This is a genomic window from Nocardia sp. NPDC004278, from assembly GCF_053602975.1.
This window is the reverse complement of sequence record NZ_JBSGEQ010000035.1, coordinates 19,796-39,881: the sequence shown is the minus strand read 5'-3', so window position 1 is coordinate 39,881 and position 20,086 is coordinate 19,796. Positions and strand designations below refer to the sequence as shown.

The window sequence follows — 20,086 nt, the reverse complement described above, 5'->3', positions numbered from 1 at the left end:
AGCTCATGGCCGCGGTCGATGAGTCCATCCCGGACCCCGCCATGAGATCCTCGAGCTCGTCGAGGCTGTCTACCGTAGGATGTACCCGTGACCGCCGCGCGCGACTACTCCGAGCTTCACACGCTCATCGACCAACTGGAGCCCCAGCAGGCCGATGAGGTGCGGCAGCATGTGCTGCGGCTGGTCCGACCGAAATCTGACCGATTCTCAGTCCTACGAACGTTCGATGGTCCTGCGACTGACCTCGGCGCGCGCGCCAAAGACGTTCTGCGTGACGAGATCGGTCGAACCGATGCTGATCGTTGACACTGGTCCACTCGTCGCCTACCTGAACCGCCGCGATACCGACCATGCTCGATGTGCCGAACTGTTCGGTAGTCGGACGGACGAACTCCTGGTCACACCGTACGTAGTAACCGAGGCGTGCTATCTGATCTGCAAATATGTGGGCCCGACCGCGGAGAAGAACATCATCGAAGCACTTGTCGCCGGTGACCTGACCCAAATCGACATGACCGCTACCGACTTGCCCCGGATGGCCGAGTTGATGACCCAATACCAAGGATTCCCACTCGGTGTCACCGATGCATCGGTAATCGCAGTCTCCGAACGCCTCGGCCTGACCGAAGTCGCTACCCTCGATCACCGTCATTTCCACGCGATCACGCCCCGCCACACAAGTGCCTTCAAGCTGTTGCCCTGAGGGGCTCGATCAGGGTCGCTTCGAACGGTTTACCCACTATGGAAGTGCCCGCAAGAGCTAGACCGCCAATTGCTTCATTCAACTTCTGTTCGCGCCTGTACAGCGTCGATAAATCGGCATTAGCGCACAAAGGGCCTCCTCCCGCAAGGAAGCGGCCCTTTCGGTAGGAGCCAAATCCTATTGGATACCGACTGTTGTCCCCCGCCCACCAAACTGGCGGCTGCCAACCCCCGAAACGCCGAACGGCGCCGCCCCGTTCGGAGCGACGCCGTTCGATAAGCGATTCAGTGAATCACTTGACAATCTTCGTGACGCGACCGGCGCCGACGGTGCGGCCACCCTCGCGGATCGCGAAGCGCAGACCCTCGTCCATGGCGACCGGCTGGATCAGCTTGACGGACATCTCGGTGTTGTCACCGGGCATGACCATCTCGGTGCCCTCGGGCAGCGTCACAACGCCCGTCACGTCCGTGGTACGGAAGTAGAACTGCGGACGGTAGTTGTTGAAGAACGGGGTGTGGCGGCCGCCCTCGTCCTTGGACAGGATGTAGGCCTGACCCTCGAACTCGGTGTGCGGGGTGGTGGTACCCGGCTTCACGACAACCTGGCCACGCTCGACATCTTCGCGCTTGATACCACGAACCAGCAGACCGACGTTGTCACCGGCCTGGCCCTGGTCGAGCAGCTTGCGGAACATCTCGATACCGGTGACGGTGGTCTTGGTGCTCTTCTCGCGGATGCCGACGATCTCGACTTCCTCGTTCACGTTGATGATGCCGCGCTCGACACGACCGGTGACGACGGTGCCACGACCGGTGATCGTGAAGACGTCCTCGACCGGCATCAGGAACGGCTTGTCGGTCTCACGAACCGGGTCCGGGATGGACTCGTCGACAGCGTTCATCAGCTCGACGATCGCCTCGGTCCACTTCGGGTCGCCCTCGAGCGCCTTCAGACCGGAAACCCGCACGACCGGCGCATCCTCGTCGAACTCCTGGGCGGCCAGCAGCTCGCGGACCTCCATCTCGACGAGCTCGAGGATTTCCTCGTCGTCGACCATGTCCGACTTGTTCAGCGCGACCAGGATGTAGGGCACGCCGACCTGACGGGCGAGCAGCACGTGCTCACGGGTCTGCGGCATCGGGCCGTCGGTGGCGGCGACCACGAGGATGGCACCGTCCATCTGCGCCGCACCGGTGATCATGTTCTTGATGTAGTCGGCGTGACCCGGCGCGTCGACGTGAGCGTAGTGGCGCTTCTCCGTCTGGTACTCGACGTGGGAGATGTTGATCGTGATACCACGAGCCTTCTCCTCCGGCGCCTTGTCGATCTGATCGAACGCGAACGCCGCGTTCAGATCCGGGTACTTGTCAGCCAGCACCTTGGTGATCGCTGCGGTCAGCGTGGTCTTGCCGTGGTCGACGTGACCGATGGTGCCGATGTTGACGTGCGGCTTCGTCCGCTCGAACTTCGCCTTCGCCACTTGGTGTCCTCCTGGACTTGTTGGTGCGTGCAGTTGCAGCAGTGCGGTTTACATATTGGGGGTCGTGCTGACTCCCGGCTGATAGGGGCAAGTCTTGCACCTGCCCCCATCATGCAGGCGCGGAGCCTGCGGAGTGCCCGAAGACACCTACTCGCCGGTCGCCTTGGCGATGATCTCCTTCGACACGTTGGCCGGAACCTCCGCGTACGAATCGAACACCATGGAGTAGTTCGCCCGGCCCTGGGTCTTCGACCGCAGATCGCCGATGTAACCGAACATCTCCGAGAGCGGAACCAGCGCCTTGACGACACGGGCACCACTGCGTTCCTCCATGGCCTGGATCTGGCCACGGCGGGAATTCAGGTCGCCGATCACATCGCCCATGTAATCCTCGGGCGTGATGACCTCGACCGCCATCAGCGGTTCGAGGATCACCGGACCGGCCTTACGGGCCGCTTCCTTCAGGGCCTGCGAGCCAGCGATCTTGAAGGCCATTTCCGACGAGTCGACGTCGTGGTAAGCGCCGTCGAGCAGCGTGACCTTCAGGTTCACCAGCGGGTAGCCCGCGAGCACACCGTACTGCATGGCATCCTGCGCGCCCGCGTCCACCGAAGGGATGTATTCGCGGGGCACGCGGCCACCGGTGACCTTGTTCTCGAACTCGTAGGTCGCGCCGTCCTCGCCGACGAACGGCTCGAGGGCGATGATGACCTTCGCGAACTGGCCGGAGCCACCCGTCTGCTTCTTGTGGGTGAACTCGAGCTTCTCGACCGGCTTGGTGATCGTCTCGCGGTAGGCCACCTGCGGCTTACCGACGTTCGCCTCGACCTTGAACTCGCGCCGCATGCGGTCGACGAGGATGTCGAGGTGCAGCTCACCCATGCCGCCGATGACGGTCTGGCCGGTCTCCTGGTCGAGCTTGACCGAGAAGGTCGGGTCCTCTTCCGAGAGGCGCTGGATCGCGGTGCCCAGCTTCTCCTGGTCGGACTTGGTCTTCGGCTCGATCGAGACCTCGATGACCGGGTCCGGGAAGGTCATGGACTCGAGCACGATCTGGTTCTGCGGATCGCACAGGGTGTCACCGGTGGTGGTGTCCTTCAGGCCGATGACCGCGTAGATGTGGCCCGCGACGGCCTCGGTGACCGGGTTCTCCTTGTTGGAGTGCATCTGGAACAGCTTGCCCAGGCGCTCCTTCTTGCCCTTGGTCGAGTTGATGACCTGGGCACCGGAGTCGACCTTGCCCGAGTACACGCGCACGTAGGTCAGCTTGCCGAAGAAGGGGTGCACGGCGATCTTGAACGCCAGCGCCGAGAACGGCTCGCTGGTGGTCGCGTCGCGGTGGATGATCTCGTCTTCCTTGCCGGGGACGTGACCATCGGTGCCGCCGTCGTCCAGCGGGGTCGGCAGGTAGTCGATCACGGCGTCGAGCATGGGCTGCACGCCCTTGTTCTTGAACGCCGAACCACACAGGATCGGGTACAGCTCGGAGTTGACCGTCATCTTGCGGATGGCGCCCTTGATCTCCTCGATCGAGAGCTCCTCACCGCCGAAGAACTTCTCCAGCAGCGCCTCGTCCGACTCGGCGACGGTCTCGAGCAGTTCCTGGCGGTACTGCTCGGCCTTCTCCGCGAGATCGGCCGGGATCTCTTCGATCTCGTACTTCTCGCCGAGCTTGGTCTCGCCCTTCCAGACCTTGGCGTTCATCTCGACCAGGTCGACGATGCCCTCGAAGGTGTCCTCAGCGCCGATCGGCAGCTGGATGACCAACGGCTTGGCACCGAGGCGGTCCTTGATGGTCTGCACGGTGAAGTAGAAGTCCGCACCGAGCTTGTCCATCTTGTTGACGAAGCAGATCCGAGGCACGCCGTACTTATCGGCCTGACGCCACACCTGCTCGGACTGCGGCTCGACGCCTTCCTTGCCGTCGAACACCGCAACGGCGCCGTCGAGCACGCGCAGCGACCGCTCCACCTCGACGGTGAAGTCGACGTGCCCGGGGGTGTCGATGATGTTGATCTGGTTGTTGTTCCAGAAGCATGTGGTCGCCGCGGAGGTGATGGTGATACCACGCTCCTGCTCCTGCTCCATCCAGTCCATGGTGGCGGCGCCATCGTGGACTTCACCGATCTTGTAGGTGATGCCGGTGTAGAAGAGGATGCGTTCAGTTGTGGTCGTCTTGCCCGCATCAATGTGGGCCATGATGCCGATGTTGCGGACCTTGTTCAGGTCGGTGAGCACGTCCTGTGCCACGGAAATCTTCCCCGCTCGTAGCTAGTTGGGATTTTCGGGGACGACCCAGTGGTCGTCTCTATGTCAACGCCGGAAGCGGCAGGTTAGTGCCGCATTCCGACTCTGCCTCCCGACCCAGAAAACGACGGGCCGGGCAGACGTCACCAGCGGTAGTGCGCGAAGGCCCGGTTGGACTCAGCCATCTTGTGGGTGTCCTCACGGCGCTTCACCGAAGCACCGAGACCGTTGCTGGCGTCGAGCAGTTCGTTGGCGAGGCGCTCGACCATGGTCTTCTCGCGACGGGCGCGCGAGAAGTTGACCAGCCAGCGCAGCGCCAGGGTGTTGGCGCGGCCGGGACGAACCTCGACCGGCACCTGGTAGGTGGCGCCACCGACGCGACGGGGCTTGACCTCGAGCGACGGCTTGACATTGTCGAGCGCGCGCTTGAGGGTGACGACCGGATCGGTGCCGGTCTTCTCGCGCGCCTGCTCCAGCGCGCCGTAGACGATGCGCTCGGCGGTGGACTTCTTGCCGTCCAGCAGGATCTTGTTGACCAGCTGAGTAACCAGCGGCGAACCGTAGACCGGGTCGTTGATCAGCGGACGCTTGGGTGCGGGGCCCTTGCGTGGCATATCAGCTCTTCTCCTTCTTGGCGCCGTAGCGGCTGCGGGCCTGCTTGCGGTTCTTCACACCCTGGGTGTCGAGCGAGCCGCGGATGATCTTGTAGCGAACACCGGGGAGGTCCTTCACACGACCGCCGCGAACGAGCACCATCGAGTGCTCCTGCAGGTTGTGGCCCTCACCTGGGATGTAGGCCGTGACCTCGACCGCGCTGGTCAGGCGAACACGCGCGACCTTGCGCAGCGCGGAGTTCGGCTTCTTCGGGGTGGTGGTGTACACGCGGGTGCACACGCCACGACGCTGCGGGCTCCCCTTGAGGGCCGCGGTCTTGGTCTTGGCGACCTTGTCGCGACGACCCTTGCGGACCAGCTGGTTGATGGTTGGCATAGACCGGCTTTCCTTAATTAGTTAACGCGGTGTCTGGAACTTCATGTCTGTGTCATCGAGTCTTCACCCGCACGTCCGACCGCGTTTCTCGCGTCCCGAGGTCGGGCGTGTCGCACGCAAGACATAGTCCGAATTCCGGGCACGCCGGAAAGGTCGGCCGCTCTCGCTGGCCTACGTTTGCGCACGAACTTGCCCGCATGCTTCCGGGCACAGCGATCCACGATACCCGTGGCCTCGACACATGGTCAAAGTGGGGTCGGCCGACGCGGCCGAAAGGCCACTATCACCGGCCGGGCTACCTGGCCAGATTCAGGGTCAGCTCGACCAATTTCTGGGCGCCGGCACACGGATCAGGATGGCCGCCCGGTCGATAGTTGATCCACCAGCCGATGATGCCGGTATCGGCGGCGCCCGCACTCACCCCGCACGAGTCGGGATCGTTCGGACGCGTCGTCTTCAGACCGCGCCGCCCCTGCACCGTGATGTTCTCGGTGTTGTAGCCCAGCTTGTCGTTATTGGACTTCTCGTTATTCAGTGAGCCTTCCTCGTACCAGTTGAGGGTGACCATGGCCGAGCCGCCGGGTGCATCCTCGACATCCCACATGCAGACCGCGCCGTTGAACGACGACGAGACGATCTGCGCATTGCCCACCGCCGAACCGATCTGGTCGAGCCCGACCACCTCGCATTCGCGCAGCAGCTTGTCGAAATTGGTATTGACGGTGGTGGCTCCGCTGCCGCCCGCCGGATGCGCCGAACCGTTGACGGTCTTACCGCAGCCACCGGCGGTCAGCGCGACCGCGCACACCGTGGCGGCGACGGCCGCGATCCGGAGGCCCGGACGTGAACTCATCTGTGCTCCCCTCACTGCAACCGCTGCACGGTCAACTCGGCCAGCTTGCGGGTCCGGTCACATGGATTGCCCTGACTGGAGAACAGTCCGTAGGACATCGACCATTCGAAGAAGTCGTCATCGAGTTGCACCGCGAGATCGCAGACCGCACCGCTGGGGTCGAGCGCCTGGAATCCCTTGCGACCGCCGACATCGATGGTCTCCGGATTGCGACCGACATTGGAGACCCAGGCCTTCTCGCGATCGATCGGGCTACCCCGATACGACGCGAAAGTGACACTCGGCGAAGCGAGTCCGGCGGCCTGGAAGTTGCAGCCGACCGAGTTCCGATACACCCGCGCAAGCTGGGTCAGTCCGGCGATATCGCGGACCTCTTGTTCGGTGACATGGCCACATTCACCGACGAACGGGCCGAGCGCGGCGACCTTCGGCGGCGGACGCAACGGGGCGTTGGAGGAATCGGAGTCACCGTCCGAGCCGCAGGCCGCTAGCGTCAATGCCAAGGCCAGACCGGTGACGATCGCCGACGGGATCCGCATGCCGTGAACAATACCGGCGGAACCCGGGGTGCAGCCCGCTGTGCGGTGCGGGCTGCACCGACCGGGCTGGTTCAGAGGTTGCCCCTGGCGGCCTGTTCGCGTTCGATCGCCTGGAACAGCGCCTTGAAGTTGCCCTTGCCGAAGCCCAGGGAGCCGTGGCGTTCGATGAGTTCGAAGAAGACGGTAGGGCGGTCGGTGAGCGGTTTGGTGAATATCTGTAGGAGATAGCCGTCCTCGTCGCGGTCGACCAGGATGCCGCGGCTTTGCAGTTCGCGCACCGGGACGCGGACATGGCCGATGCGGGCGCGCAGTTCGGGATCGGAGTAGTAGGTGTCGGGTGTTTCGAGGAATTCGATGCCCTCGCGGCGCAATACGTCGACGCATTCGAGAATGTCGCTGGTGGCCAGTGCGATGTGCTGTACGCCGGGGCCGCGGTAGAACTCGAGGTATTCGTCGATCTGGGAACGCTTCTTACCCACCGCGGGTTCGTTGAGCGGGAACTTCACCCGGTGATTGCCATTGGCCACCACCTTGCTCATGAGCGCCGAGTACTCGGTGGCGATATCGTCGCCGACGAATTCGGCCATATTCGTGAAACCCATGACCCGGCGGTAGAACTCGACCCACTCGTCCATCATGCCCAGCTCGACATTGCCGACGACATGGTCGATGGCCTGGAACAGCCGGGTCGGCGTGCCGGGGCGCGGCTGATGGCCGGAGCGGCGGGCGATATATCCGGGCAGATACGGTCCGTGGTACCCGGAGCGGTCGATCAGTGTGTGCCTGGTCTCACCGTAGGTGGCCAGTGCCGCCGACCGGACGGTGCCGAATTCGTCTGTGTCGTCATGTGGTTCGGCGAGAATCGTCGCGCCGTGGGTGCGCGCCCATTCGATGCAGCGGTCCACATCCGGCACCTCCAGCGCGATATCGACGATGCCGTCGCCGTGCCGGTCGTGGTGGGCGACCAGCGGGCTGTCCGGTGCGACCGCTCCGGTGATGACGAATCTGGCCGCGCCGCTGCGCAGCACATAGGCCTTGTGATCGCGGTTGCCGGTCTCCGGGCCCGAGTAGGCCTCCAGCCGCATGCCGAAGGCGGACTCCAGGAAGTGGGCGGTCTGGGTCGCGTTGCCGACCACCCAGACCAGCGCGTCCCAGCCGATGACCGGAAACGGATCGACGGCGTCATCGTGATCGACCAGCCCGACGAGCCTGCGCAGCTCACCGTCGGTGGGCAGCGGGCCGCTGTGTCGCTGGGAGTTCGGCAGGTGCTCGATGGTCATGATGCAAGGAAATCGCCGCCCCTGCGGATAGGCAACATCATCGATTTTCGATAGACACTGTGGTGAATTCGGCTAGGAACTCACCCCTGATGCTGGACAATTTGAATAGCATCAGAGCGACCCGCACCACGCCGGTCGCGCCCGAACGGAGGCCGTCATGTCGCGCACGCCCGCGAAACTGGATGAACTCGATCTCGCCATCCTCACCGCGATGCACGAGTATCAGAAGGCGGGCATTCTCGAACTGTCCCGGCGCACCCGGGTCGCGCGGGCCACCGTCCAGTCGCGCATCGGACGGATGGAGGAGTCGGGCGTCATCGCCTCCTATGATCCGCAGATCGATGTCACCGCAGCGGGTTTCGATGTGCAGGCCTTCGTCACGCTGGAGATCGCACAGGGCGCGCTGGATGCCGTGGCGGCCGAACTCGATGCGATTCCAGGGGTTTTGGAGGCATACGCGACCACGGGCTCGGGCGATGTGCTGTGCCGAATCGGCGCGGATTCGCATGCCGGGCTGCAGGCGGTGCTGTTGAGCATCGACCGGACGAGTTCGGTGGTGCGTTCGCACAGCGTGATCGTGCTGTCGACGGTCATCGCGCACCGGACGCTGCCGCTATTGCGCACGCTGACACCGACCGGGACCACCAAAGCGCCCGCCTACCGGGACAACCCGGAGCGCTGAACCCATCTAGGCTCGTATTCCTGTGTCACCGAGTACGAGATTCCGATGAGCGAGCCTGCCGAATCCAACACCGCCACACCCCATGCCCGCGCCACCTGGGCCGAGTTGTTCTTCGATCTGGTCCTGGTCTTCGCGGTCACCCAGACCGCGCATGTGCTGGGCTACCACACCTCGATCGCCACCCTCGGCCACGCCCTGGTCCTGCTCGCCCCGCTGTGGTGGGGCTGGGTCGGCGTCACCATTCTGGTGAATACCGTCGAGGAGACCAATGCCCAACGTCTCGTGCTGTTCGGCTGCGGGCTGTTCATCTACTTGATGGCGGTGGCGGCGCCCGCGGCACTGGACCAACCACGCGGGGCCGCAATGGTTTTCGCGGGTGCGCATCTGCTGTTGCGCATCGTGCTGTTCATCGCCGTCACCCGCACGCACGGCTTCGAGACCACCATCAATCCGTTCAGCATCGGATTGGTCACCGCGATAGCGATTTTCGCGAGCGCGCCGCTGCCGGAACATACCCGCATCTGGGTCTGGACCGGGGCGCTCATCGTGCAGTTGGGCGCACCGCTGCTGTACGGCAGGGCCGTGCGCAACCGGGCGATCGGGGTCTCGCATCTGGTGGAGCGGTTCGGCCTGTTCATCATTATCGCGCTGGGTGAATCGGTGGTCGACGCGGGCGCGCAGGCCGCATCGACCGACCTCGATCCGCAGGTGGTGACCACGCTGGTGCTGGCCTTCCTGGTAGGCGCAGGGCTGTGGTGGATCTATTTCCATCGCTCGGCGCGATTGCTCGAGCACGCGCTGACGACCATGCCCGCGCCCGGGCTGATCGTGCGAGATGTGCTGAGCTATGGGCATTTGGGGCTGGTGGCCGGACTGGTCGCGGTGGCGGTCGGGCTGGGTCATGCGGTGGCCGATCCCGGTCACATAGCGCACGGTGTTGCCGCCGCGCTGGCACCAGGCGGCGCTGCGCTGTTCCTCATGGCGCTGGTGGTGAATCGGTGGCGAATGCTGGGCAATGTGGCCACGACCCGCATTGCGGCGGCGCTGGGTTTGATCGTCGTGGCGCTGGTGTCGTCGATGCTGCCCGCCATCGCCGTGGTCGGACTCACCGCGGCGGTGCTGGTGGCAACCGATATCGCCGAGCAGATGGTCGCCGGACCCGGTCAACCGTTGCCCGTGGTCCGGGTGCGGCGGCAACCGCGCTCGATGTAGCGCCGGGCAGGTCGGCGCAGTCCCGGCCGACCTCGTCAGGGTCGCAAATCGGCGTCCACATCGAGGATTTCGACGCTCGGCTGCTTATCCGACTCCAGGAATCCGATCAGCGCATGGGCCTCGGCATCCACCGCTGCGCGCTCCGCGGCCGTCCACTTCCTGGTCGGCGTTATGCGCAGTCGCGCGACGCCCTTCGCCGGGAAGATCTTATAGAAACCCGCGAGGAAGCCGTCGACCAGTACTGGTGAAACCGCGGCGGCGAATGCCCGCAGCGGCGGCGCCGCGCCATCGGGCACGATTCGGGACCGATCCTGATGGGACAGGATCGCGTTGTCGTACCAGCCGAGCAGCCGGACCGGAGCGGGCACGTCCGCATCGGCGAGTTCGCCGTCGGCGACGTCGTAGAGGGTGCGGCCGCGTTCGTCGGTGTAGGTGCGCAGGCGATCGCCGAGTTGTGTCACGGCGGCCTTCATACCGGTCAGCTTCGACCAGGTCTGCATATCCATGGTGCTGGCCGGGCCGAAGGCGCGCAGATAGCGAAAGACCAACTCCGCCAGTGGATAGCTCGGATCCAGCGGTGCGCCGAGCCAGGGTTCGACACGCGACCACACCGGCCTGCTGTTGTCCTTCCACTTGCCGCGCGGTGGGGTCTGCAGCACGGGCAATTGGTACAGCCAGGTCTGCAGCACCGCACCGGCATCGCGATCCGGGTAGATCGCCGCGGCCTTGGCGCGCAGATCGGTCGCCGACATCGGCTCATCGCCCAGCGCCGCCTCGCCGTGTTCGCGCACCTCATCCGGATCCAACCCGACCATTGCGCCGTAGTTGAAACCCTTTCGGAAGGGGACCTTTTCGAGTTCCGGCTGAATATGCGGCGCAATGCGCAGCGCATCCGGCGGCGTCACCAGATGAATTGTGCCGCGCATCAATGTGATCCGCACCAGCGAGCGATCCTCCAGCCCGGCCGAAACTGTCGCCGGATCGAAATCCGCTATGCGACTCCACAATCCGACGAACGGCGGCGGCGAATCCTGCGCCTGCAGCCCGACCAGATGCTCACACATCTCGAACACATTCAGCGTCGAACGCTCCAGCAGATGCTGACGCGCGAGCAAGGTCCGATTCAGTACCCGATTGGACAGCATGATCAGCGCAGGGTGACGACGATCTTGCCGGTGGCGGTGCGATTGTCCAGAGAGGCGACGGCCTCGGCGGCGCGCTCCAGCGGGTAGAGCACGGGCTCCGGCGGGGTGATCTTGCCGGAGGCCAGCAGCGGCTCGACTTCGGCCCACTGTTCGGTCAGGTAGCCCGGATGGGTCATGATCCATTCGCCCCAGGCCGCACCGGTCACCTCGACGTTCTTCAGCAGCAGTCGATTCACCTTGACCGTGGGGATCTCCCCCGCGGTGAAGCCGACCACCAGCAGGCGACCCGCCGAGGCCAGGCTGCGGATGCTGTCGGTGAACCGGTCGCCGCCGACCGGATCGAGCACGATATCCACACCGCGACCACCGGTGAGTTCCTTGACCGCGGCGAGCCAGCCGTCGGTCAGCACCACATCGGTGGCGCCGTTGGCGCGCGCGACCGCCGCCTTCTCCTCGGTACTCACCACCGCGATGACCCGGCCCGCACCCAGCGCCGCCGCCATGCGCAGCGTCGAGGTGCCGATGCCACCTGCCGCACCGTGCACGAGCACGGTCTCCCCGTCGGCCAGTCTGCCGCGGTTGCGCAGGCAGAAGTGCACGGTCAGATCGTTGAACAGGATCCCGGCCCCGGCCTCCAGCGATACGTTGTCCGGCAGGCGGAACACCATCTGCGCCGGTACGACCGCCACCTCGGCCATGGCATTGCCGAGCAGCGTCAGCGCGACCACCCGGTCGCCCGCCACGACGTGCGCGCCCTCCGGGGCCTCGCGCACGATCCCGGAGATTTCACCGCCGACGACAAACGGCAACTCCGGCTTCATCTGGTACAGACCGCGCGTCATCAGCACATCGGGAAACGCCACCCCGGCCGCGTGCACGTCGATGACCACACTGCCGGGATATGCCGCGGGTTCGGCAATCTCGACGACCTCGACCGCTTCCGGCCCCTCCAGCTTGCTGACCTGGGCTGCGCGCATATGCCGACCTCTCTGTCCACTCGGCGACACTCAGACCATCACCGACGCCGTGACCAACCTAACCGCCCCCATCGGCCCCCTGTCCACACCACCCGTTTTTGGCTATGCTGACCGCAACCTGAGGTGGGGACGAAGGGGGAGTTTTCCGTGGTAGACACCAATGACCCGGGGACATTGAAGGTCGACGCGGGCGCGCTACAGACCTTCGCCAAAAGTCTTGGCGATGAAGCGAGCGGCATCAAAAAGCTTAATGCCGGCGACGGCTTCAACTCGGCGATCAACGCATTGCCCGGCACCCAATTCGGCGGCGCGGTGCAACCGGCCACCGATATCGTCAACCGCAGCCTGACCCGAATCGGCGAGCGCCTCGAGAAGATCGCGTCGATCACCCACAATGCGGCGGGTGCCTTCGAAGTCGCCGAGGCCGACTTCACCAACAACTTGAAGACGATCGGGCTGCAACTGCCATGACCCTCACCATCGACGACGTCGCCAAATGGGAGCCCGACCACCTCACCACCGCCGCGAACAACGCGGGCAAGATCTCGACGGATCTGGATACCGCGGTCCGCAAGGGCACCGAGGACACCGCGAAACTGGGGACCGACAAGACGTGGTCCGGCGTGGCCGCTACTGCGGCCAATACGCGGATAGGGACCGAGCAGACCCGCGCGTCCGAAGTGAGTAGACGATTGCTCGAGCTCCAAACGGCGTTCCAGGCCGAGGTTGGTCGGCTGGAGTACATCAAGGACGAGATCGGGAAGCTGCGCAACACAATCTCGACCGCTTCGCCGGTTCCCGCCGATGGCGTGGGTCTCATCACCGGCTTCCCGGTGAACCCGAATGGAACGATCGATCCCGAAAGCCGGGTTGCTGAACTGCTCGGCCCGCTGTCCGGTCAGGAAGACCAGAACACCGACGCCCAGAACCTAGCGATGCGAGCCCGCCGCGACGCCGCGGATTGGTCGAACCAGATCACCGGCAAACTGAGGGAAGCCGAGCAGGCGGCCAAAGACGCAAAAACGAAGGTGGACACCGCCGTACAGAACCTCGAGACGGCCTTCAACGCCCTCGGAGACCCGAACCGCGGCACGGCAACGGCAACAAATACGAAGTCCAGCACTACCTCGACCAATACGCCGTCGACATCCAACTCGTCCAAGCCCAGCTACGTATCGAGCAACCACAACGGCAGCGGCTCGGGAACCTCTTCCGGCACTTCGTATTCGGGTGGCACGACGTCCTACAACGTCCCCACGACCATGCCGACCGGCGACCAGAAGAAGTGGATCGAGGAAGCCATCAAGGCCCTGCGCGAAAAGGGCTACAACATCAGCGACAGCGACGCCGCCATCATCGCCACCATCATCGAAAAGGAATCCGGCGGCAACCCCAACGCCATCAACCTCTGGGACAGCAATGCCGCGGCGGGCATCCCATCGAAGGGTTTGATGCAGACCATCGACCCAACCTTCAATGCCTACAAGCTGGATGGACATGACGACATCTGGAATCCGGTGGACAACATCATCGCCGGATCGCGGTATGCGATCGAGCGATACGGTTCGTTGAGCAACGTACCGGGCATCGTTGCCATGAGTCAGAAAGAAGGCTATGTCGGTTATTGATCGGCACGGCCCGATCGAAGGGCTTACTGGACGAAGAACTTACTGGGTGTTCGCCAGCAACGCGTACTGGGCGACAACTCGCTGTTGCGCATCGTACAACTGCGCGCTCTGCACATAGATTGCAAACGACCGATATGCGATCAAGCACCGGAATCTGTCGTCCGATGTCGCTCGAAGATCCTCGTAGCAGTATGAATCCCGAACATCCAGGGGCGGGTCGTAATCGCGCCGAAAGCCTTCGGCATCGATCCTGGGATAGTCGCTGACGAACTTGCGCGCTGCCGCAACACCATTGGTTCGGAACACAGTCGATAAGCCCGACACCGCCACGCGGTCGACTTGTGCGTCGGTCATGATCTGATGGCGACCGGCCTGGTTCGTCACGAACGCGACATACGACGAGCGCGACGTCTTATTCAAGAAGCCGCGCCTGGTGTAGACCACCTCGCCCGAGCTCGGACGCTGAACCACCATGTCCACGTGCAGGGTTCGCACGAGCAGCCGATCGGGGTCCTGCCGCAGGGTGTTGAATTTATCGCGCGGGGTCGGTGTGTATCCATCCAGTGCCTTCGTCTCGGCATCGAGATACTTCTGCGTCATCTCGACCAGCGCATCGATATTGGTGTCGCGCCGCTCCGCCAGGATGCTGATGACGAACACTCCGTGCGATGTGGTACTGCCCAGAGTCGGCACCGATGGCCGCCAGTGCGCCGTGGCTTGCGAGTATCGGGGCAACTGCACCGCGACATTATCCGGGTTCCACGAGAAATCGGCGTCGTTCATCTCCGTCGCGGCCGATTCGGCGGACTGTTCGTCGGGAAAGCGCGATACCGCCACGAATAGGCCTTCGCGGTCCTTCGATGAGTCACGAGCGTTCGCGAGCGGCGTCGACTTGTCCGAGGCGGAGGAGAAGAATCCCAGCACCATGCCGTACTTCTGCAGCACCGCCTCGACCGGTGGGACCAGGTATCGCGTCATATCCTGCGCCGTGAGCGCCGGGCCAGCAATAGCACCTTGCCCGTATTTGGAGTCGACCTCGTAGGGGTTCAACACCGAGTCGGACATGCGCACTGCCTCGAGAAACGGATAGTCCTGCTGATCCAGTATGTCTATCAGGCGGGACTGCCGGACCGGGTACTGACCAGCATCCAGTTTTCGAACATCCGGTTCGCCGGACAGCGCGGACCCTCGAACGGCCTGCCCACATGCTGTCACCGCGACAATGACGAACAGAGCCACAAACGAGCCAACTATCAAGCGACGCACGCCAATCCCTCCCAAGCCCGCTGATAAGTTCACCGAGGCGGCAGATTCGAGACAACATTCTTCAGAACCGCCGCCGCGGCTGTGCAGAGTCGCTCCGGGTCGACCGTCTGATTCGAAACCCGCACCGTCACGACCTCCGCAAGATGCTGATCGATAAAGCGGTGCGCATATTGGGCCGAGCACTCCCCACGTTGGGGGTCATCGACAGGCCGATAGCCGACGAGCCCTTCGACATCGATCTGTTTCAGTCCCGATGCGCGATCAGGCCTGGCCGCCCGATCCAGTTTCAGGGTCAAGACATTGGTCGCTGTCCATTTGCAGCTGTACACATCATTTGCAACCCCCGGCGGAGGCGTGCCGACATTGAACTTGATGGCAATCGGTGAGACCAGCGTGCAGGCATCGAGTCGCGCCAACGAGCCCTGAACGTTCGGCAGCTGAAATGACGACGACCGCAGCCGAGCGATCACCTCGGCCAGGGCCGACTCCGCGGCTTCGCACATTCCTGCCTTTGCGGCCGAGTCCGAGGTATTCACCTGAACGAACAGACCGAACTGCGGCTCCATTTTCGCGGGCACCAAACCCCGCGTGCAGTCGAGCCCCAGGTTCGTACGGTTTTCGAGCACCGGAACGCGATCGATCCTTCTTCCGCTCTCTTGGTAGGCGGCTGTCGACGCCTTCCACAGCTCAACGTTGTATTTCGCGCCCTTGGCTGCGCAGGAGCCCCACTGCAAGGGATATGGTGCTGCCTTCCACTCACCCATCGCGGTAAACGGTTTGTTCATCAAGCCACATAGGTCGACCAGCCGCAGTTGCGTCAGGTTCATCGCACTGAGCGGATTCTCGATCGCACCAACGGGATTCGCCGGATCATCGCCCGTGCGCATGACCCCGACCACGACTCCGGTACCGATCAGCAGCACTAGTGCGATCAAAGCCGCAATCAGCAGCGACCGACGGTTTCTGTTCGAGCCCTTGTCCTGTGAGCTGGCTTCCAATCGACGGAGTCGCTGCTCGAAAGTTTCCTCGTCGGGTATCGACATCGCGGCCGCGCCAGCGGATGGCATCCCGACGATCTGCGTCGATTCCGGATCGGACGTCAACGCCGACAACTCCGCGGCCTGCTGCCGAATCGCGCCGTGGACAGCGGACGACCACGGATTCGGCGCCTGTGGCATCGGTCCGAGGTAATCCAGGATCTGCACCGTCGTCGGACGTGTCCCCGGATCCTTGCGCAGGCACGGCTCGACCAACTGCCGGATCTGCGCGGGAAGGCCGGTCAGGTCCGGATCGGTGTGCACAATGTTGTACAACGTGTGCGGCACCGATGCCCCGGCGAACGGGCTCTTACCTCCGGCGGCCATCGCGATGACGGCTCCGAGGGCAAAGATGTCGCTAGCCGGCGTCAGGGGCATCGACTGCGCCTGCTCCGGTGACATGAACGCTGGCGACCCGATGATCGAGCCCGTATGGGTCAGCTCGGACCGTCCCTCGACCGCTCGCGCAATACCGAAGTCGATAACCCTCGGCCCGTCCTCGGCAAGGATGATGTTGGCGGGCTTCAGATCTCGGTGTATGAGCCCGATCCGATGGATCGCAGTCAGCGCCGAAGCCAACCCGACCGCGAGAAACCGCACCTGATCGACTGGAATCGGACCGAACTGCGCCACCGCTTTGTCGAGTGGCAGTCCTGGTACGAAAACCGAGGCAAGCCAGGGCATCTCGGAATCGACATCGAAGTCGACAACAGCGGCGGTGAAGGCTCCGGAGACACGCGCGGAGGTCTGCACCTCACGGCGAAAGCGCGGCAGGAAGTCCTCTTCCTCGACCAAATGCGGATGAACCTGCTTGATCGCTACCGGCCGACCATCGGGACCGACTCCAAGGAATACACGCCCCATTCCGCCAGCACCCAGCTGTCCGAGGAGCCGATACCTTCCGATCCGAGCTGGCTGGCCGGGATCCAAGCGCTCGACCATTATGTGCTCCGCAGTCGGTTCAGCACCGACATCAGAATCGGATCCGAAGGCGCACAACTGTTATCGGACGCGATCGCCGGTTTTGGAACCACCGTCACAATTACCATCTCCCCCCGATTTTCGAGCGTCGATCGGACCATGTGGTACGTCACGCATTCTCCTTTGTCATCGGTCGAACGCGAGACATCCAGTGGCCCGAGCTGGCCGCCGCTCAGTCTGAGGTTGGTGAACTTCGAGTCCCCGGCGTCGACCCGCTTGGTCTCGGTGAGCTCGACGGTGACATCCGCCTGTGCGCCCGACCATTTACATTTGTGCGCGTCGATCGGAGTCGCTTTGACACCAGCGCCCAACGAAGCGTCGACGACCGACTGATCGACCGCATTACAGGGGTCCATCCGAATCACGGACTGCCGTGGCAGCGAGGCCAACGGCGGATTCGTGGCGAGTCGGCCGATAACGGCCTTCAGTGCGCTCATCGCCAGCTCGCATGATTCGGTGTCGCTACCCTTCACGCTCATTTCGATTCCGATACGTGGACTTTGCCGCAACAGCGCCGCGCGCCCGCACAGGTCGACAATGCTGGATCGAAACGTCGAATCGAGTACCGGCAGACCCGCGACGGTCACACCGCTGTCCTTGTATTCCGTTGCGGGCATATCGATTCCGACACCCAACGTGACCGTTGTCTGCCTACCGTTGCCCTGGCGCAGACCCACTGCGCATGTCGTGGATCTCAAAGCAAAAGTCGAATCCGGAGTACCGAGCGAACCGAGAACGTCGGAGCTGAGCAGTTTGCATGTGTCAACCAGCCGCAACTGCTCATCACTGAGCTCCAGCTTCCGATTCGCGAGTGGGTCCGGTGGTGCCGACTCACCGCGAGTCAGCAGAGCTGCGCTTGCACCACCTGCGGCTATCAGCGTCGCGACCGCGGCGGCGGCCACCCATCGGACCCGGCCGCGTCGCTTGCCGGACTCTGGCACCCGCCCGTCCAACGCGACCCAGCGCTCCGCATCGGAGCGATCGTGCGCAATCTGCTGCCGCACAGCCGCCGCCCAACCCGAGCGCGCCGTGATCGCCTCGACCGATTGCAGCAGTTGCGGCGGTGTCGGCCGATGCGCGGGGTTCTTATCGAGACACGCTTCCACCACACCACGGAGGGCAGGTGGAACCCGGCTGGTGTCCGTTCGATTGTGGACGACGTTGTACAGAGTCTGCGGGGTTGACGCACCAAGGAAAGGGCTCTCGCCAGTCGCCGCCAAAACCAACATGGCACCGACCGAAAACACGTCGCTAGCAGTCGTCAACTGATGGCCTTCGGCCTGTTCCGGTGACATGAATGCGGGCGATCCGACCACCGAGCCCGTACCGGTGAGCTGAATATCCCCTTCCAACGCCCGCGCAATTCCGAAGTCGATGACCCGCGGACCATCCTCAGCGAGCAACACATTGCTGGGTTTGAGGTCGCGGTGCACCATTCCCGCGCGATGGATTTCCAGGAGCGCCGACGCTAGGCCCGCAGTGAGCAATCGGAGTCCGCCCAGTGACATCGGGCCGAATTGGTCCACGGCGGCGCGTAGGGACGGGCCCGCTACGTACACCGAGGCCAGCCATGGCTCGGCGGCGTCGGGGTCGGCGTCCATGACCGCGGCGGTATAGGCACCAGTGACGCGCTGTGATGCTTGGACCTCGAGGCGGAACCGGGCGCGGAATTCCGGGTTCCGCGCCAGGTGGCGGTGAATCATCTTGACCGCGACGAGGCGTCCGTCCGGCGATCGGCCGAGCAGTACCCGTCCCATCGTCCCTTGCCCGATGACACCGAACAAGCGATAGCGGCCCGCCATGCGAAGATCATGCGGCCCCAATGATTTCAACCCCGCCCCTCCCCTCGGTCCTGCTCGGGATAGTACCGGCGCGATCGCCGATCGTCCCCGCGGCGGAGCGCTCAGGCGAAGCTCTTGCCGCGTTCGGCCAGGGCGGTGCGGAGTTTGGCGATGGCGGTCGGGCCGACGCCGTGTAGGGCGGCGACGTCGCGTTCGGTCCAGCTGGTCAGGTCGGACAGGTGCTGGATGCCGGCGGCGGCCAGCGCGCGTTCGGCGGGTTTGCCGAGTTTGGCGGGTAGGTCGGAGTTGGGGGCACTGGTCACCGGGCACCACCTCTCATCGAATCGCTGCGCGGTGCTGCACTCATTGCCCGTCCTGCTCGGCGGGACCGACAAGTGAGAGTAGAGGCGGCTCGACGCGAGGGTGTGACGTACGCCCCGTAAAGTCGTCTCAGAACAGCAGCGTAAAAGAACGCGGCACACCGTGCAGCGCGAGGAGCACCAGTGTCACTCGATCAGCCACTCGCCCCGCTTCCCCAGGAGGGCATGGGGTTTGCGTCGGCGTGGCCCATCCGGGCTGGCGATGTAGATCCGTACAACCGCTTGCGGTTCGACGCCGTCGCACGCTACCTGCAGGATATTGCCTGGGAGCAGCTGCAGCAGACGAATCTGCATACCACCGATCCGACCTGGATCGTGCGTCGTACGGTCATCGACGTCATCCGGCCGATCCTGTGGCCCGACGAGGTGCGGCTGCTGCGGTGGTGTTCGAGTATGTCCACCCGGTGGACGAATATGCGGGTCCGGGTTACCAGCGCCAACGGCGGATTGATCGAGACCGAGGGCTTCTGGATCAATATCAGCGAGTCCAACAACATGCCGGCGCGGATCAGCGATGAGGGCCTGGCCTATCTGGCCCAGACCACCAATGAGCACCGCCTGCGCTGGCGGCCCTATCTCATCGACGCCACACCGCCGGAATCGGATACCGATATGCCGTTCCCGGTGCGGGCCACCGATATCGACCAGTACAACCACGTCAACAACGCCTGTTACTGGCAGGCGGTGGAACAGTTCCTGGTCGAGTACCCCAAGCTCGTCGCGGGCCCGCATCGCGCGGTGATCGAGTACGTGGCGCCGGTACTCGCGCGTCAGCACGTCACCGTGCGCAGCCGCTATGAGCCGGGCGATCGCTCCGGGCGGCCGGTACTGCGGTTGTGGTTCGTGGTCGGCGGCACGACCACCACGGTCGTGCGCATCATGCCCCTGTAAGAAACCGGCCC

At 63.9% G+C, this 20,086-nt stretch carries 20 protein-coding genes; 7 read left to right on the top strand and 13 right to left on the bottom strand.

The window, feature by feature from the left end; genetic code table 11:
* The first annotated feature begins 87 nt into the window (after positions 1-87).
* Together ACWEO2_RS35895 and ACWEO2_RS35890 are read left to right on the top strand one after the other, a co-directional pair.
* The gene (locus ACWEO2_RS35895; RefSeq protein WP_433628230.1) at positions 88-306 is read left to right on the top strand and encodes a hypothetical protein; all 219 of its coding nucleotides are present in this window, start codon (positions 88-90) and stop codon (positions 304-306) included.
* Positions 293-703 (top strand): type II toxin-antitoxin system VapC family toxin, encoded by a 411-nt coding sequence (locus ACWEO2_RS35890; RefSeq protein ID WP_452409422.1) that lies wholly within the window; start codon positions 293-295, stop codon positions 701-703. The genes ACWEO2_RS35895 and ACWEO2_RS35890 overlap by 14 nt, the downstream gene beginning before the upstream one ends.
* Before the next feature lie 292 nt (positions 704-995).
* Here the strand turns inward: ACWEO2_RS35890 and tuf are convergent, their stop codons facing one another.
* From tuf to hppD, 7 genes are all read right to left on the bottom strand, one after another.
* Positions 996-2,186, bottom strand: coding sequence for an elongation factor Tu (gene tuf, locus ACWEO2_RS35885; protein ID WP_452409421.1), 1,191 nt, complete (start codon positions 2,184-2,186; stop codon positions 996-998).
* Positions 2,187-2,333: 147 nt separating this feature from the next.
* Positions 2,334-4,436 carry an elongation factor G gene (gene fusA, locus ACWEO2_RS35880; protein WP_452409420.1) on the bottom strand — a complete coding sequence of 701 codons (2,103 nt, stop codon included), beginning with the start codon at positions 4,434-4,436 and terminating at the stop codon, positions 2,334-2,336.
* Positions 4,437-4,576: 140 nt separating this feature from the next.
* Positions 4,577-5,047, bottom strand: coding sequence for a 30S ribosomal protein S7 (rpsG, locus tag ACWEO2_RS35875; RefSeq protein ID WP_014353063.1), 471 nt, complete (start codon positions 5,045-5,047; stop codon positions 4,577-4,579).
* A 1-nt stretch (position 5,048) separates the two neighbouring features.
* On the bottom strand, positions 5,049-5,423 hold the full coding sequence (gene rpsL, locus ACWEO2_RS35870; RefSeq protein WP_014353064.1) for a 30S ribosomal protein S12: 375 nt from the start codon (positions 5,421-5,423) through the stop codon (positions 5,049-5,051).
* Between the two features lie 295 nt (positions 5,424-5,718).
* Positions 5,719-6,276, bottom strand: coding sequence for a DUF3558 domain-containing protein (locus tag ACWEO2_RS35865; RefSeq protein ID WP_355184581.1), 558 nt, complete (start codon positions 6,274-6,276; stop codon positions 5,719-5,721).
* An 11-nt stretch (positions 6,277-6,287) separates the two neighbouring features.
* On the bottom strand, positions 6,288-6,815 hold the full coding sequence (locus tag ACWEO2_RS35860; protein WP_354956318.1) for a DUF3558 domain-containing protein: 528 nt from the start codon (positions 6,813-6,815) through the stop codon (positions 6,288-6,290).
* Between the two features lie 71 nt (positions 6,816-6,886).
* Positions 6,887-8,095: a 4-hydroxyphenylpyruvate dioxygenase gene (hppD, locus tag ACWEO2_RS35855; protein ID WP_452409419.1), complete on the bottom strand. Its 1,209-nt coding sequence runs from the start codon at positions 8,093-8,095 to the stop codon at positions 6,887-6,889.
* A gap of 157 nt (positions 8,096-8,252) precedes the next feature.
* Between hppD and ACWEO2_RS35850 the strand changes: the two genes are divergently transcribed.
* Together ACWEO2_RS35850 and ACWEO2_RS35845 are read left to right on the top strand one after the other, a co-directional pair.
* Complete coding sequence (locus ACWEO2_RS35850) at positions 8,253-8,777, top strand: Lrp/AsnC family transcriptional regulator (RefSeq protein WP_354956324.1); 525 nt, start codon at positions 8,253-8,255, stop codon at positions 8,775-8,777.
* A gap of 45 nt (positions 8,778-8,822) precedes the next feature.
* Positions 8,823-9,989, top strand: coding sequence for a low temperature requirement protein A (locus ACWEO2_RS35845; protein WP_452409418.1), 1,167 nt, complete (start codon positions 8,823-8,825; stop codon positions 9,987-9,989).
* A gap of 35 nt (positions 9,990-10,024) precedes the next feature.
* On the opposite strand, the gene ACWEO2_RS35840 is transcribed toward ACWEO2_RS35845, so the two are convergent.
* Together ACWEO2_RS35840 and ACWEO2_RS35835 are read right to left on the bottom strand one after the other, a co-directional pair.
* Positions 10,025-11,134: a winged helix DNA-binding domain-containing protein gene (locus tag ACWEO2_RS35840; RefSeq protein WP_452409417.1), complete on the bottom strand. Its 1,110-nt coding sequence runs from the start codon at positions 11,132-11,134 to the stop codon at positions 10,025-10,027.
* Between the two features lie 2 nt (positions 11,135-11,136).
* Positions 11,137-12,111, bottom strand: a complete 975-nt coding sequence (locus tag ACWEO2_RS35835; protein WP_452409416.1) for an NADPH:quinone oxidoreductase family protein — start codon at positions 12,109-12,111, stop codon at positions 11,137-11,139.
* A gap of 174 nt (positions 12,112-12,285) precedes the next feature.
* On the opposite strand from ACWEO2_RS35835, the gene ACWEO2_RS35830 reads away from it, so the two are divergent.
* Positions 12,286-12,582, top strand: a complete 297-nt coding sequence (locus ACWEO2_RS35830; protein WP_452409415.1) for a type VII secretion target — start codon at positions 12,286-12,288, stop codon at positions 12,580-12,582.
* Complete coding sequence (locus ACWEO2_RS35825; RefSeq protein WP_452409414.1) at positions 12,579-13,739, top strand: transglycosylase SLT domain-containing protein; 1,161 nt, start codon at positions 12,579-12,581, stop codon at positions 13,737-13,739. The genes ACWEO2_RS35830 and ACWEO2_RS35825 overlap by 4 nt, the downstream gene beginning before the upstream one ends.
* Positions 13,740-13,778: 39 nt before the next feature.
* On the opposite strand, the gene ACWEO2_RS35820 is transcribed toward ACWEO2_RS35825, so the two are convergent.
* From ACWEO2_RS35820 to ACWEO2_RS35805, 4 genes are all read right to left on the bottom strand, one after another.
* A complete protein-coding gene (locus tag ACWEO2_RS35820) occupies positions 13,779-14,954 on the bottom strand; it encodes a DUF7373 family lipoprotein (RefSeq protein ID WP_452409436.1) in 1,176 nt (391 codons plus the stop codon).
* 80 nt (positions 14,955-15,034) lie between these two features.
* A complete protein-coding gene (locus tag ACWEO2_RS35815; protein WP_452409413.1) occupies positions 15,035-16,984 on the bottom strand; it encodes a serine/threonine-protein kinase in 1,950 nt (649 codons plus the stop codon).
* Positions 16,984-18,825: a serine/threonine-protein kinase gene (locus tag ACWEO2_RS35810; RefSeq protein ID WP_452409412.1), complete on the bottom strand. Its 1,842-nt coding sequence runs from the start codon at positions 18,823-18,825 to the stop codon at positions 16,984-16,986. Before ACWEO2_RS35810 ends, ACWEO2_RS35815 begins: the two co-directional genes overlap by 1 nt.
* Before the next feature lie 101 nt (positions 18,826-18,926).
* The gene (locus tag ACWEO2_RS35805) at positions 18,927-19,127 is read right to left on the bottom strand and encodes a DNA-binding protein (protein WP_452409411.1); all 201 of its coding nucleotides are present in this window, start codon (positions 19,125-19,127) and stop codon (positions 18,927-18,929) included.
* Positions 19,128-19,307: 180 nt separating this feature from the next.
* On the opposite strand from ACWEO2_RS35805, the gene ACWEO2_RS35800 reads away from it, so the two are divergent.
* Positions 19,308-20,075, top strand: a complete 768-nt coding sequence (locus ACWEO2_RS35800) for an acyl-[acyl-carrier-protein] thioesterase (protein ID WP_355184600.1) — start codon at positions 19,308-19,310, stop codon at positions 20,073-20,075.
* Positions 20,076-20,086: the final 11 nt, after the last annotated feature.

What these genes read in the sequence shown, in the direction of transcription:
- ACWEO2_RS35815 (WP_452409413.1), bottom strand. Translation starts at nt 16,984, where the DNA reads ATGGTCGAGCGCTTGGATCCCGGCCAGCCAGCTCGGATCGGAAGGTAT.
- ACWEO2_RS35865 (WP_355184581.1), bottom strand. Translation starts at nt 6,276, where the DNA reads ATGAGTTCACGTCCGGGCCTCCGGATCGCGGCCGTCGCCGCCACGGTG.
- ACWEO2_RS35850 (WP_354956324.1), top strand. Translation starts at nt 8,253, where the DNA reads ATGTCGCGCACGCCCGCGAAACTGGATGAACTCGATCTCGCCATCCTC.
- ACWEO2_RS35810 (WP_452409412.1), bottom strand. Translation starts at nt 18,825, where the DNA reads ATGGCGGGCCGCTATCGCTTGTTCGGTGTCATCGGGCAAGGGACGATG.
- ACWEO2_RS35835 (WP_452409416.1), bottom strand. Translation starts at nt 12,111, where the DNA reads ATGCGCGCAGCCCAGGTCAGCAAGCTGGAGGGGCCGGAAGCGGTCGAG.
- ACWEO2_RS35840 (WP_452409417.1), bottom strand. Translation starts at nt 11,134, where the DNA reads ATGCTGTCCAATCGGGTACTGAATCGGACCTTGCTCGCGCGTCAGCAT.
- rpsL (WP_014353064.1), bottom strand. Translation starts at nt 5,423, where the DNA reads ATGCCAACCATCAACCAGCTGGTCCGCAAGGGTCGTCGCGACAAGGTC.
- ACWEO2_RS35860 (WP_354956318.1), bottom strand. Translation starts at nt 6,815, where the DNA reads ATGCGGATCCCGTCGGCGATCGTCACCGGTCTGGCCTTGGCATTGACG.
- rpsG (WP_014353063.1), bottom strand. Translation starts at nt 5,047, where the DNA reads ATGCCACGCAAGGGCCCCGCACCCAAGCGTCCGCTGATCAACGACCCG.
- ACWEO2_RS35890 (WP_452409422.1), top strand. Translation starts at nt 293, where the DNA reads ATGCTGATCGTTGACACTGGTCCACTCGTCGCCTACCTGAACCGCCGC.
- ACWEO2_RS35845 (WP_452409418.1), top strand. Translation starts at nt 8,823, where the DNA reads ATGAGCGAGCCTGCCGAATCCAACACCGCCACACCCCATGCCCGCGCC.
- ACWEO2_RS35825 (WP_452409414.1), top strand. Translation starts at nt 12,579, where the DNA reads ATGACCCTCACCATCGACGACGTCGCCAAATGGGAGCCCGACCACCTC.
- hppD (WP_452409419.1), bottom strand. Translation starts at nt 8,095, where the DNA reads ATGACCATCGAGCACCTGCCGAACTCCCAGCGACACAGCGGCCCGCTG.